The organism is Arthrobacter hankyongi (assembly GCF_022012395.1).
Taxonomy (GTDB): Bacteria; Actinomycetota; Actinomycetes; order Actinomycetales; family Micrococcaceae; genus Crystallibacter; species Crystallibacter hankyongi.
On the sequence record NZ_JAKLTQ010000004.1, the window covers coordinates 54506 to 68532 of the forward strand.

Below are 14027 nucleotides of genomic sequence, written 5' to 3' on the forward strand. Positions count from 1 at the left end.
ATGCTGCCTGAGCCGCGGTCCTTTCCGGCCGACGTTCGCGCGGAAAGTGTTCGATGGGCGGGCGGCTTACGAGGCGACGGCCGGGGCCGGCGCCCGGGACAAGCGGCTGCCCTGTGCAGGAGGTCCCGACTGAACGGGGACAGCGGCAGCAGCAGATCCGTCGCCGGCTTGTAGGACGCGAGCCATTGCCGGCCGCACGTCAACGTTCTCCGAACGGTCAGCTAAGCGGAGCACCTCGCCGTGCTCCACGGTACTGGAAGGCCCATAACGGCCGCTCGTGAGGTTCTTCGTCAAGGCCGTGTGGCGCCCGTTCTTTGTTCAAGCCTTACCACTCGTGCGGCGGTAGGTCCGCTCGGCGGCCGAGACGACGTTGGCGAGAAGCATGGCGCGGGTCATCGGTCCTACGCCTCCAGGATTGGGGGACATCCAGCTCGCGACAGTGGCAGCACCTGGCTCAACATCGCCTCTGAGCGTCGCGATTCCGGAGGTCGCATCGACAACCCGTGAAACGCCCACGTCCAGAACGATCGCGCCGGGCTTGAGCTGGGAAGCCTGGACTATACCGGGCACTCCAACTGCCGCTACAACAACGTCCGCGCGGGCGATCAAGCTTGGAAGATTCCTAGTTCCCGTGTGAGCCAGGGTTACGGTTGCATTGATGGCGCGACGTGTCAGCAGGAGCCCCAAGGGCCGGCCGACCGTTACCCCGCGGCCAAGGACCAGAACCTCGCGCCCATTGAGCGAAATGCCGTGCCGGTCCAACAGTTCGACTATGCCGTGGGGGGTGCATGGCAACGGTGAGTCAAGGTCATCACCGACGTTCAATACAAGTCGGCCGAGGTTGGTTGGATGAAGGCCGTCGGCGTCCTTTTCCGGGGCGATTCGCTCGAGAATCCTGTTTTGATCCAGGTGTGAGGGCAGGGGCAGCTGAACGATGTAACCCGTGGTGGCAGGGTCGGCATTTAGGCCATCCAACACCGCTTCTAGGGCGTCTTGGCTGATATCGGCCGGAAGGTCGCACCGAATCGACTTAATGCCGATCTCGGCACAATCCCTGTGCTTTCCGGAGACATATGAGTGGCTCGCCGGGTCGTCTCCGACGAGAACGGTCCCCAGACCGGGAACGATCCCGGCAGCATTGAGGGCTGCCACGCGTTCAGCGAGTTCGGCCTTGATCACCCGGGCGGTGCTCTTGCCGTCAAGGATTCCTTGGAGCATCTGGGTGGGCATGGGGCTCCCCGTGGTAACGGACAATTTTTCTCCTTGTGCGTAAATGAACGTGATAGATAGGTCTTTTGCCCAGAGCTGTGGAAGTCGGTCTCGGCCGGAGCCGCTATTCCCGCCCGGGCTCCCGGCCCGCGGGCCGGACACGGCTCGTTGTGGCGATCCGGCGTTCGCTCCCTCCCACCGGCCACGCCCTTTTCGTCTCAGGGGCTTCGTTCCTCTGGGCTGGTCCCGCCGTGGAGGTGAGCGAGTCCAGCGCGCGAATCGCCGTAGATCCGGGGCGCCGCATGGCCGGAGGCGACTCGCGCAGAAGTATTTCAAGGACTGAACCGACTCGCAGCGTGGTGGCAGGCCTCACGATTCATCGAGGAGCACCTCTCCTTAACATATGTTCAGCCAGCCCTAGGGTCAATGGGTGCGCGTTGTGGATCCTTTGAATTGCGGCCGCTGCAATATTTGTTTCGATTTAGCCGAGACCTATTGAATGACCGTTAAATTATCGGTAGTCTTCCTGCATCGTTCGCCGCCGCGCTTACCCCCAGCGTCGCGCCCGCTCCGTGAGAGTGGAGGCGAGTTGCTGGCGAACGGCGGCATGCCAATCTGCGAAAGGTCGTCACAAATGCCAATGCCAGTAGAGCTTGAACCAAACCCGACAACCGCGCGCTTCGCCGACCGCGTCTCCGAGTGGGCAGACTCGTTTGGCCGGCCCTTTGCCCTCCATTACGGCGATCCGGCCAAGGAGTACAAGGCGCTCCGCGAGGCCGTTGTCGCGCTCGAGTATTCCACGATCCGCAAGTGGTTCGTGGAGGGCCCGGATGCCGTCGCGGCGGTGGACAAGGTCTTCTCCCGCAACGTCAAAGCGCTTCCCGTCGGTCGTGTGGCCTATGGAGTGTTTACCGATGACGACGGCTTCATGATCGAGGATGTCACGGTCGTGAAGCTCTCCCCGGAGAGTGTTCTTGTGCTCGGCGGTGAGCAGCTCACGCAGCAGCAGCTGGAGCAGGCGGTGCCGGAGGGAACGACGGTCACGGATCGTCGCGCCGAGTTCGCGGCCGTGTCTCTGCAGGGCCCCCTGAGCCGCACCCTGCTACAGCGCCTGACCACGGCCGACGTTTCGAACGAGGCTCTGCCCTATTACGGTGCACTTCTCGACGTCGAGGTGGCGGACGTCCCTGCGACGATCCTTCGACTCGGGTTCACGGCTGAGCTCGGCTATGAGGTTATGGTGCCTGTCGAGCACACCGATACGCTCTGGGACGCGATCCTGGCCCAACGCGACCTCGGCATCGAGCTCATGGGCCTCGAAGCGATCCTTGTGGCCCGCACCGAAGCTGGCATGGTCATGAACGAGTACGAATACGACCGCTCGACCACACCATACGAGTGCCGACTGGGCTGGACGGTCGACTTCGAGAAGGGGCCGTTCCAGGGACGGGACGCGCTGCTCGCAAAGAAGAACAACGTTCGCGCCCGTCTGGTGAGCGTGGAGACGACGGCAGCCGCCGACGGCCTGGACGGCCGACCCCTGCTTCTGGACGGACAGCCGGTCGGGCGCGTTTCGATGGCCGTTTCGTCACCGGCGCTCGGGGGCCGGACTCTTGCCCTCGCACGTGTGGACACCGCGCACGCCCGCATTGGCACTGCGCTCGAGATCGACACTGACCAGGGGCCGGCTGCTGCGACGGTCCGCCGGACGCCGGCCTATGACCCCGAGCGCACCCGCGTTAAGAGCTGATCTTGGAACGCTACGTACTCCGTTTGCGGGCGGCGGATCAGCCCGGCATCATCCATACAATGACCGGTGGGATCGTGGCCACCGGCGGAAACATCCTTGATAGCGCGCAGTACTCGGACGAGAGTAGCGGGCAGCTCAGCGTGAGGGTCGAGTTCGAGTCGGAGAAAGACCCGGAAGTGATTCGCACTGAGCTCGTGGACGGTCTTGCCCGCTTCGATCCGATCGTGGAGTTGCGGAGAGGCAGTGACCGCCGGCGAGCCTTGATCATGGTTTCGAAGCTCGATCACTGCCTGGATGACCTTTTGTACCGGTACCGCCGGGGGGAGCTGCCGATTGAGATCCCGATGATCGTATCGAACCACGAGGACCTGCGCAGTGTCGTCGAGGCGGCCGGTGTCCCCTTCCACCACATTCCGGTCACTGCCGCGACCAAGGCCGCCGCGGAGCAGGAACTGTCTAGCTTGGTCCAAGAGAGCGGCGCGGACTTCATCGTCCTGGCCCGGTACATGCAGGTCCTCTCCGACGACTTCTGCGCACGTTTCGCGGGTCGGATCATCAATATCCACCACTCGTTCCTGCCGAGTTTCAAGGGTGCGAAGCCGTATCACCAAGCCAAGGGGCGGGGCGTCAAACTCATCGGGGCGACCGCGCACTATGTGACCGCTGACCTCGATGAGGGACCGATCATCGAGCAGGATGTGGTGCGCGTCGATCATCGGAGCAGCGCGGAACACCTCGTGGTGATCGGCCGCGACGTGGAGCGGAAGGTACTCTCGCGGGCGGTGCAGCTCCATGCCGACGACCGCGTCTTCCTCTCCGGACAGCACACGGTCATCCTCGCCTAAAGCGAGCGTATCCGCGCCGCCCGTGCACCGCGTGTGCAAACGCCGGTGCACGGGCGGCGCGGATACGCCAGCCCCGTTGAGTTCAATTCGTCACGGGACGGATCGCCTCATGGGATTCGGCCCAAACAGTGACACGGCAGTCATCGATGGCCGCGATTCCGGAGGATATTAACGACTCGAGCAATGTCATAGGAAAGCGCCGCTTGGAGCCTTCCCAGCCCCGGTGACACAACACAAGGAAGAAAGACCTGGAGGAATTCATGGAAAGCACGGCACTGCCGACCGAGACCGTACACGACGACCGTGCCGCCCACCGGTTCGGAGGCATCGCGCTGAACACTTGCACGGTGCTCCCACCGGGGGATGGAAAGCTGTCCGCGTACGAGTACTACCCGTGGGACGGCCCCGAGTTCGAGCGGGATCCCAACCCGTGGTACGCCCGCGCCCAGGCGGAGGTGCCGGTCCTGCTGGATGATACGGGCGCCTACGTGGTTTCACGCTACGACGACGTCATGGAGTTCGGTCCGATGCCGTGCATGTCGGTCGAGCCCGGATGGGATGCCGCTGGGCCCTGGGCCGTCGCGAGCTCCACCATCATCGGCCGTGATGCTCCTGACCACACCCGTTTGCGCCGACAGACGACGAAGTGGTTCGCACCGAGGGCGGTCCGCGAGTGGGTCACCACGACAGCCGCAGTCACGAACGAAATCCTCGACGAGATGCAGGGGGGCACGCTGGACGGATGGAGCGACCTCTCGGTCCTGCCCACGCACCGCACCATGTGCCGGGTGCTGCAGGTGAACGACGACGAGGCGATCGAGGTGATGGCCGAGATGGCGGAGACGATGCCGATGCTGTCGGCCCGTCCGCGTCCGGGAACGTGGGAGATGGCGGCTGGGGGTTTCGACAGGCTCGCGCGGCGTGTGGACGCGATTATTGAAGCCCGCAGCACCTCACCAGCCGAAGGCCTGATCGACGCGCTGATGGATGCGGAGCGTGACGGAACCATGTCCAGCCAGGAGATGCGGGCGACTGCCCTCATGCTCTACAGCCTCGGCCACATGGACGTCGGATACCTTATCGCGGCCGGCCTGCGTGTGTTCGCGGAACTGCCCGACGTCTATGCGACGTTCCGGGACAGTGAAGAATTCCGCGATGCCATCATCAATGAAATCGTGCGGTATGACCCGCCCGAGCTCTCCTTCTACCGGACGACGTTGGAAGACGTCACGATCCGCGACGTGCACATTCCAGCGGGATCCCGGATCCGATTCATGATGGGCGCGGCGAACCGTGATCCCGCGTTCTTCGAGGACCCGCATCGCTTCGACTTCCGCCGCCCGCAGGATCACAGCAAGAACCTGTCCTTCGGCCTTGGTCCACACACGTGCGCGGGCCAAGGGTATGCGCGTGCCCAAGCGCGCACGATTTTCGAGACGGTGGCTTCGCGGTTCAAGTCCATCGAACTGGCCGGGCCATTCGAGATGGACAACACCGACTTCTCACGCCACTTCACCAAGCTTCCGCTTCGCCTGGGGAACTGAGGACCCTACCTTCGCTACCGCGGCAGCAAGAGGGGCATCCGGCGAGCGCCTCCCCGAGTGCCCCTCTTCAGGGTCAGCGGTCCAACACTCGTAGTCATCACTGCGCCTTTGAGCCACGCTCACGCCGACTGAATATGAGGCTCGCCGTGATTCAGCGGGTCACGATCGATCTGGTCGTGAAAGCGCGCACCGACCTTTTCCGTGGTGGAAAGCCGGGTACAGCATCAATACTCGGTCACCGCCGCAGGCTGGACCCCATGCTGATGAGGGCAGGAAATCGACCCCTGACGACGTTCATGGATTGACCCACGCCCCGTACAAGGCCGTCGAGGTCCCGGGGTCGATCACCAGCGTGGTTAGTTCAGGGTACGGGCCCGGTTCACGTCCTGGACCGACTGCCGCTGGATTGCCGGGACTGGCTGGGCCCGGTCTACGGAAACGATTGGAGACGGCTACGGCAATGCGACCTCGTCCAAGAACTTCGCGCTGCCTTCAGATGATCCAAGGCTGTAGCAGCAGGACATTCCGAGGCTGCCCAGGTGATCTGCGAGTTCTAACGGACATTGCAACACCTCGGATTTAGAGGAGCTGCAACAACCGGGCCGCGTTCACAGGGGTTCCGTCGGGTCAAAGCCAGCGCGCCATTCAGGACAAGGACCGGTTGCTTCTTCGCGGTGCCGGACCAGGCCGGCAGCATGACGACCGCCGCCGGGCAGGTGGGCATCCACCGCAACACACGCTTCCGATGGGCGCGCGAAGCCGTAATCGCCAGCCGGCGGAACTTCCTCGCACAGGCTGACACGGGCCGGACGGGTGGCCGCCATAAACACCCTTCAAAACACTTGTGCGGTCTGAATTAGAACACCCACGGGCTGCTGCATAGTAATTCCCCAAGCCCACCGGCCTGTCGAGGTTCGGTCCGGCGATCTCGAGCCCGCGGTCCAGGAACTCAACGGCTGGCCATGTAAGGCGCTCGGCTGCCCCCAGCCGAGCGCCTGGGTGAGCTACTCGACACCACCTGACCCACAAGCGGCGTGGCAACAATCCCTAGCAACCGCCCACGAGTCGCACGTCTTCAGTCGTCGATCTCCCAGTACTCCAGGTACTGGGAATCCTCTCCATCAGGGTTCGGACCGTAGATGCCCAGCATCCGGGCGTACTTGGGCGCCCAATAGTAGCCGGTGTGCCCAGCAGGTACACGGATGGTGTCACCCGGGCGACCCACCACCTCGGTGTCGCCGACGCGAATGTGCAGCTCACCGTCCAGGACGACGCTGACCTCGTCATGCGGATGGTGGTCGGCGAAGCCGGCCCGGTCAAGTTCCCACTCCGACATGGCGTAGGTGTCCCATCCCTCAGGGCGAGTGTTGAAGACCCAGCGCGCCTTCATGCGCGGGGTCTTCGCTGAAACCTGCGTCAGCGGTCCGGAGACGATGAGTTCGGGCTTCGCTGCCTCGCGGTCATTGGTTGTCGTGCTCATGGCTGTGCCTCCATCTTCGAAAGGGTCAGGGAGCCGCGGGATGATCGACAACCGCCCCGACGCGCGCCCGCAACTGCGTGCAGCAGCGGCAGTTCGGCAAAGGGCGCCCCGGCCCGCCCGCGGATACTGCACACTGTCGACTCGAAACTGGGCCCATAAAGTCTGAAGGCGCCCGTCTCGGAGTGGTGGGCGCCTTCAGCGGCCCTGGGGGCCAGGCGGGAGGGCCAGCAGTCACGTTGTCATGACGGCCGGCGCACCTGACGGATGGCTACGAAAGCCGGACGGTCAGCCCTTCGCAGTTGCGGTGACGGTCGGAGAAGACCCACTGGGGTTCTCCGATGACCTCGATCTTCTCGGCCCGCTCCGCGAGGACATCGAGTACGGCTCGCATCTCGACACGCGCCACGCCCTGACCGCAGCAACTGTGGGTGCCCGCGCCGAAGGCGATCGCCATGCTCGCGGCCGGAGGACGCGTCCAGTCGAACCCGTCGGGGTTCCGGAAGACTTCCGGGTCGCGTACGGCAGCGCCGAGAATGAACCGGACCTGCGTGTTCGGGGGAATCGTGACGCCGAGAATCTCGTAGGGCTCGGTCGTGTATCGGTCGACGAGCACCTCGGGCAGCGCACGCCGAAACGCCTCGTTGATGATGGCGGTACGCGCGTCGGGGTTCTCCCGATATTCCTTCCACGCCTCCGGATAGGCAGCCAAGTCGGCAAGTGCCGATGCCATGCAGTAGCCGGGGTTGTGGGCGGCGGAACCCCACAGAATCTGGATCGACTCCTTGAGCTCGCGCTCCGTCAGTCCGCCCTCATCAGTGATCTTGATCATCGCGTCAAGGAGCCCGTCTCCGGGATTCCGCCGCTTCTCCTGGATGAGACGGTCGGCGTTGAACATCATGAACCCGAAGCCTTCCCAGGCGCGGGTCTTCTCGTCCGCGGTCGGCTCCCATCCCAGCGAGTCCATCGTCTGATTCGTGGCGACAATGTAGGGAATGCCGTCTTCACGCGGAACCCCCAAGGCAGCTGCCATCGCGTCCTGGGCGGGCTGCACCCCGAGGTCGCGGTGTGCATTGATGATGCCGTCGGGGCCCATCCTGTCCAGGGCCGCCCGCGCCGACTCGGCGGCCACCTCACCCATGCCCTTGGTGGCCTTAGGGGTCAACCATTTCCTGAACGACTTGTGGATCCGGCTGTGCGTTTCGCCTTCGGTAAGCAGCACCGAGTTGAGGTTGGAGGCCCAAGGGCTGTCGCCGATCCCTTCCGGCGGCACGGCTACGAGCGAGGGGTCCTTGAGGTGTTCGACGACGTCGTCGTACCGGGTGATGACGATCGTCCCGTTCTCGAGCTGGAGGATCGGGTACTCCTCGCGCACACGCGCGAACCATGGCCACGGGGCCTTCACGAATTCCGGGTCTCTCCAGGGCAGGAGGTCTTCGCCGGGGGGTGCGGTGATCGAATGCTGTGTCGTTGTCACAGTGTCTCCTTCATCCATGTCCTGAGACTTGAACAGGACCTTGATTGTGCTGATGGGACCTTTCCCTTGCTCATGAAAAAGGCCGAGAGAGGATCGGCGGCCGGCTGGAAGGGTGACTTCTTGGGAGGGGGAGGCGGCCGGCCTCTCCATGTCAGATGGGATTTCGTGCGGCCGTCAGCCAGCCGCCGTCGATGACCATCGCGGCGCCATGGATGAAGTCCGCGTCCTTGCTCGCCAGGTAGACGGCCAGGCGGGCGATTTCCCGCGGCTGGCACCAACGCCCGGCAGGCGTACGCGCAATCTCGTCCTCGTTGTCGGGCAGGGTGTCGGAGCCGCCGTCCGGCATTGTAAGCCCGGTGAGAGTCGCCCCCGGACAGATGGCGTTCACCCGGATGCCGCGCCGGCCGTAGTCGAACGTGAGCTGGCGTGTCAGGCCCAGCACCCCGTGCTTGGCTGCCGTGTACGCGGTGCCTCCTCCCGCTGCACTGAGGGACGCGATGGAGGCAGTATTGATGATTGCGCCGCCGGACTGCTCGAGCATCTGGGGAATGACGGCACGGGCCATGAGGAACGGACCGGTCAGGTTCACCGCGATGGTCCGGTCCCACTCCGCCAGCGAAATCTCGTGCGCCGGCTGGAAGCTGTCGATGATGCCCGCGTTATTGCAGAGCACGTCGATTCGTCCGGCCCACGTACGCACCTGATCAATGGAGGCCTGTACTGACTCCGGGTCCGCGACGTCGACCTTGACCGCCACCGCCCTGTCGGGGTTGTCCAGTTCGTCCACGGTCCGCCGCGCGCTCGTTAGGTTGATGTCCAAGGCTGCCACCCGGGCGCCCTCGGCCACGAATTCCCGTACCATGGCGGCGCCCATCCCGGACCCCGCCCCGGTAACGATCACAACGCTGTCTTCGTTGAATGTTGTCAAGAAACACCGACTTCCCGCCGCTACCAGCCGTAGCGGCCATTAAGGTTCATTAATTTGACCGGCTTCGGCGAGCGGCTGTGGTTGACTTATATGCCGCCCGGGCAGTTCCCCTGTCCAGGCCCGCCGAGGCGGCTGAGGTTGTTCCCGTGCCGGGAGCCTCACGGTCCGCCGCTCCAGTACGCTCGGCGCACAGCGGCACCTCCCGTCTTCCGCTGGTGCGCCAGCCCCGATCCGGCAGCGTGGCTGCCGGATCCTGAACTTCTGCGTGAGCAAAGTTGCTGTTGTCCCCGTCAGCTTAATAACCGTTAAAGTATTCGTCAAGAGATCGGACGGTCCATGGTCATCGAATTTCGAGTGCCGGTTCCTTCGATCGCAGGTAAACAAAGGGGCATTGGCCCCCGCCAAAAGGTGGATCGGCGGTCCTGTCTGGCTGAACGGCCGTAAAGTAAGCGGTTCCAGGGGTGGGCTGCCGCGTCGCCGGTTGCGCCGGCATTCACGGTTCGGGCAAATTGTCCGTTGCCGGCTCAGCGACATGCCAGAGCCAGGCCGAAAGCTTCTTTGCGGGCCTGCCCGGAGCCGCTGACAGCCGCAACTGACGCCCAGCGATCACGTCGAAGAGGCATCGCCGCGGCCGCTTCCCCGGCCCGGACCGCGTAGTCGGCGGGGGCCGGCCGGAAAGCCAGGAGGACTTACCGAAACCTTGACAACTGTTACTTACTTAACATTCAATAAGTGCAACCATGACGCCCCGTCGTCCGGACTTTCAACGGCTATTCGGGGCGGGGCACTCAAAATTCAGCAGGGAGAATCTTATGGGCTATCAGGTCTCCGCAGATACCGGTGGAACATTTATCGACGTTGTCGTGCAGGACGCGGCATCACAACAGGTGATCGGCAAGTCGCTGACCACGCATGACAGGGTCTTCCGCGGCATGTCCAAGGCAATCGAGGCCGCTGCGAACGAGCTGGGGATGTCGGCGAAGGAGATCCTGGCTGACACCGATCTTTTTATCTACGGCACCACGCGTGCGACCAATGCCATCGTGACGCGCAAAGACCTCGCCAAGACCGCTCTTCTGACCACGGCCGGCTTTGAGGACGTGCTCGTACTCAAAGAGGGCGGCAAGCAGGACGGATACGATTTCACCAAGCGGTACCCTGATCCCTACATTCCGCGGCGGCACACGTTCGGCGTCCAGGGGCGGATCAACTCCGAGGGCGAGGTCGTTGTCGAGATCGATGAGGAAGCCCTTCGCGAGACGCTGGAGAATATTCGTGAGGACGGCTTCGAGGCCGTTGCAGTCTCGCTGCTGTGGTCGGTGGTCAACCCTGTCCACGAGCTTCGGGTCGCGGAGCTTCTGGCCGAGGTGGCCCCCGGCCTGCCGGTGACCCTGTCCCACCAGATCGCACCGATCATTCGCGAGTACCGCAGGACTTCCGCTGCAGCGATCGATGCCTCGCTCAAGCCGCTGATGCAGCAGCACTTCAAGCAGCTGGAACAGGACCTCCGCGAGTTTGGATACAAGGGGGCCATCCTGGTCTCCACGAGCATGGGCGGGGTGATGAACATCGAGGAGGTTATCGAGTCGCCGATCCATACCGCGCGCAGCGGTCCCTCGATGGCGCCTCTCGCCGGCCTCAACTACTCCCTTCTCGAGGGGCTCGGCGGTGACATGATAGTCGCCGACACCGGCGGCACCACCTTCGACGTCGGGCTGTCGCGCAACGGCGCGGTGGTCCACTCCCGGGACACGTGGATCGGACCCGAGTGGGAGGGCGATCTCCTGGGCATCTCCTCCGTCGACATCCGCTCCATCGGAGCCGGTGGCGGGTCGATTGCCTGGGTCGACGAGGGAGGCTTGCTGCGCGTCGGCCCCCAGTCGGCGGGATCCGAACCCGGCCCGGCCTGCTACGGCAACGGCGGGACCGAGCCGACGCTCTCCGACGCTGCCTGCGTCCTCGGCTACTTCGACCCGGACTACTTCCTCGGCGGCCGGATGCAGCTGGACGTCGCTGCAGCAGAGGTTGCCATCGGCAAGGTCGCCGCGCAGCTCGGAGTGAGCGTGCTCGAGACCGCGTGGGGGATCCTGTCCCTGGCCAGCGAAGCGATGGTCAAGGCGGTTCACGAGATCACGATCGTCCAGGGCCTCAACCCCCAGGACAGCACGCTGGTGGCCGGCGGAGGCGCGGCTGGCATCAACATCATGCAGATCGCCAGCGAGCTGGGCTCCCGCCGGGTGATCCTGCCCAAGGTCGCCTCGGCCCTGTCCGCTTCCGGAATGCACTTCGCAGACATCGTAAAGGAGGAATCGGCTGCCCTCATCACTTCCTCGGATGCCTTTGCCGCCGCAAGCGTGGAGAAGGTCCTCCAGGGGCTGGAGGCAAAGCTCGGCGAGTTCGCCGGCCGGTTCAGCGACCACTACCCGGATTACGACATTGAGTTTGGCGTGGAGGCCCGGTACAAGAGCCAGATCTGGGCCATCGATGTGCCGCTCTCGTCTGCCCGGCTGAGTCTGCAGAGCGACCAGAAGCGTCTGTTCGGTGCATTCCACGACCTGCACGAGCGGGTCATGGCCGTCCGCGACCCGGATTCGGCCATCGAATTCCTCAACTGGCGCGCCCGGGTAACAGTCCGCCTTCCCCGCTCAAGCCGGGACTTCCCGGCCGCCGCAGAGCGGCTGGGCAGGCCCACCTCCACCCGGACCTGCTACTTCGGCGGCGCGGGAAAGATCGAAACCCCGGTCTACAAGCCGGCCGACCTACTCCCCGGCACACGGGTGAGCGGGCCGGCCGTGATCGAGGAACCCACCACAACCCTTGTCATCTACCCCGGGATGGCTGCCCAGGTAGCAGACACCGGCAACTACCTGCTTCACATCGAGGAGGACGAGGCATGAGCAGCAAGAACTTCGACGCCATCCGCACTGCCGTCATTGCCAACAAGATCGACGGGATCGTGCGCGAGATGACCAACACGCTGCTGCGGTCGGCCCGCTCTGCGGTCATCAACAGCGCGCGGGACTTTTCCTGTGCGATCCTGACTGCCGACGACGAGCTGCTGGCAGCAGCCGAAGGAATTCCGGTACACGTTTTCGGGGCCCAGCTCCAAGCGCAGGCCCTGCGAGCCGCCCACCCCGAGCTGCGCGAGGGGGACGCCTACCTCGACAACAACCCGTACGTCGGCAACTCCCATGCTGCCGACCACACGATTCTTGTCCCGGTATTCGTCGAGGGCGAGCACCTGTTCACCGCGGTGACCAAGGCCCACCAGGCCGACGTCGGAAACTCCATTCCGACCACCTACCACGCTGCGGCCAAGGACGTCTACGAGGAAGGCGCCCTGATCTTCCCCACCGTCAAGGTGCAGGCCGACTACGAAAACGTCGACGACGTCATCCGCATGTGCCGCAGCCGCATCAGGGTTCCGTCCCAGTGGTACGGCGACTACTTGGCCTCGGTCGGCGCGGCCCGCATCGCGGAACGCCGTCTGAAGGAACTGGCCGCCAAGTACGGGGTCGAGACGGTCAAGCAGTTCATGAAGGACTGGCTGGACTACAGCGAAAAGATGATGACCAAGGCGATCGAAAACCTTCCGGCCGCCACACTGCACAACACCGGACGGCACGACGCGTTCCTGCCTTACCTGCCGGACGGGCTGGAGATCGATGTCAGGATCCAGATCCAGCCGGACCAGGGGCGGATCTATGTGGACCTGACCGAGAACGGGCCGAATGTCGACTGCGGCCTGAACCTGACGGAAGCGACAACCCGGGCCGCGGTTTTCAGCGGGATCTTCAACGCGATCCCCACGAAAATCCCGAAGAACTCCGGCGCTTTCCGGCGTGTGCTCATCGACATGAACGAGGGCTCCGCAGTGGGCAAGCCGCAGTTCCCGCACAGCTGCTCGGTCGCGACCACGAACGTCACGGACCGGCTGATCAACGTCGTCGGCGCCGCGTTCGCCAAGTTGGGCGAGCCCTACGGCGTCGCGGAGGGCGCCGTCGGCGTGGGCGCCGGTTACGCCGTGCTGTCCGGCATTGACCGGCGCAGCGGAGAGGCTTTCGTGAACCAGGTGTGCGTCACGGCCAACGGCGGCCCCGGCAGCGCCCATGCCGATGGCTGGGTTACCTACGGGGTCCCCTGCGTGAGCGGACTGATGTACCGGGACTCGGTCGAGGTCGACGAAGTCAAGATGCCGATCCTCTACAAGCATCTTCGTCTCGTGGCCGACACGGGCGGGGCCGGTAAGTTCCGCGGCGGTCCGTCCTTCGAACTTGCGTACACCCCCAAGGCCGACCCGGTCACGGTGATCTATCCCTGTGACGGCCAGGTCAACCCCTCCAAGGGCGTGGCCGGCGGTTCCGAGGGCCGGACCGCCGAAGCCTGGCTGGAAAAGGCCGACGGCTCCCGCATGAAGCTTCCGAACACCGCCACCGTTGTCCTGAACCCGGGTGAGACCATCCACGGCTTCGATGCCTCCGGCGGCGGATACGGCTCACCGCTGGAGCGCGACCCGAGCCTGGTCCTCGCAGATGTTCTCGAACGGTGGGAAACCGAAGACCACGCCAGGGAGACCTATGGGGTGGAGTTCGTGAAGACCGAGACCGGTCTTGCCGTCGACGAGGCGGCCACCTCGCAGCGCCGGGCTGCAATGGCAAACCGCTGATCCACACCGGCTCCGACGGCTGCCGGGCCGGCATGCTCCCGGCCCGGCAGTTGGACCACGTTTGGGTCCGGCATCGAAGTCGACGATTGTGCGCGCATCCGGTAACGGCCGAAACAGGGGCAGGCCGCCAT

9 protein-coding genes are annotated in these 14027 nt (G+C 64.4%); 5 read left to right on the forward strand and 4 right to left on the reverse strand.

From position 1 onward, the window contains the following. Nucleotides 1-318: 318 nt before the first annotated feature. Nucleotides 319-1230: a bifunctional methylenetetrahydrofolate dehydrogenase/methenyltetrahydrofolate cyclohydrolase gene (locus LVY72_RS07915; RefSeq protein ID WP_237819461.1), complete on the reverse strand. Its 912-nt coding sequence runs from the start codon at nucleotides 1228-1230 to the stop codon at nucleotides 319-321. 619 nt (nucleotides 1231-1849) lie between these two features. On the opposite strand from LVY72_RS07915, the gene LVY72_RS07920 reads away from it, so the two are divergent. The 3 genes from LVY72_RS07920 (at nucleotide 1850) to LVY72_RS07930 (ending at nucleotide 5348) form a co-directional block, all read left to right on the forward strand. Beyond that, nucleotides 1850-2959 carry an aminomethyl transferase family protein gene (locus LVY72_RS07920; RefSeq protein ID WP_237819463.1) on the forward strand — a complete coding sequence of 370 codons (1110 nt, stop codon included), beginning with the start codon at nucleotides 1850-1852 and terminating at the stop codon, nucleotides 2957-2959. Between the two features lie 2 nt (nucleotides 2960-2961). Then, complete coding sequence (purU, locus tag LVY72_RS07925) at nucleotides 2962-3804, forward strand: formyltetrahydrofolate deformylase (protein ID WP_237819466.1); 843 nt, start codon at nucleotides 2962-2964, stop codon at nucleotides 3802-3804. A 260-nt stretch (nucleotides 3805-4064) separates the two neighbouring features. After that, a complete protein-coding gene (locus tag LVY72_RS07930) occupies nucleotides 4065-5348 on the forward strand; it encodes a cytochrome P450 (protein ID WP_237819468.1) in 1284 nt (427 codons plus the stop codon). Between the two features lie 1075 nt (nucleotides 5349-6423). Here the strand turns inward: LVY72_RS07930 and LVY72_RS07935 are convergent. From LVY72_RS07935 to LVY72_RS07945, 3 genes are all read right to left on the reverse strand, one after another. Next, nucleotides 6424-6828 (reverse strand): cupin domain-containing protein, encoded by a 405-nt coding sequence (locus LVY72_RS07935; protein ID WP_237819470.1) that lies wholly within the window; start codon nucleotides 6826-6828, stop codon nucleotides 6424-6426. 268 nt (nucleotides 6829-7096) lie between these two features. After that, nucleotides 7097-8302 (reverse strand): cytochrome P450, encoded by a 1206-nt coding sequence (locus LVY72_RS24600; protein ID WP_237819471.1) that lies wholly within the window; start codon nucleotides 8300-8302, stop codon nucleotides 7097-7099. A gap of 151 nt (nucleotides 8303-8453) precedes the next feature. After that, a complete protein-coding gene (locus LVY72_RS07945; RefSeq protein ID WP_237819473.1) occupies nucleotides 8454-9230 on the reverse strand; it encodes an SDR family NAD(P)-dependent oxidoreductase in 777 nt (258 codons plus the stop codon). Between the two features lie 812 nt (nucleotides 9231-10042). On the opposite strand from LVY72_RS07945, the gene LVY72_RS07950 reads away from it, so the two are divergent. Then, on the forward strand, nucleotides 10043-12127 hold the full coding sequence (locus LVY72_RS07950; protein ID WP_237819475.1) for a hydantoinase/oxoprolinase family protein: 2085 nt from the start codon (nucleotides 10043-10045) through the stop codon (nucleotides 12125-12127). After that, a complete protein-coding gene (locus tag LVY72_RS07955) occupies nucleotides 12124-13896 on the forward strand; it encodes a hydantoinase B/oxoprolinase family protein (protein ID WP_237819477.1) in 1773 nt (590 codons plus the stop codon). The genes LVY72_RS07950 and LVY72_RS07955 overlap by 4 nt, the downstream gene beginning before the upstream one ends. Nucleotides 13897-14027: the final 131 nt, after the last annotated feature.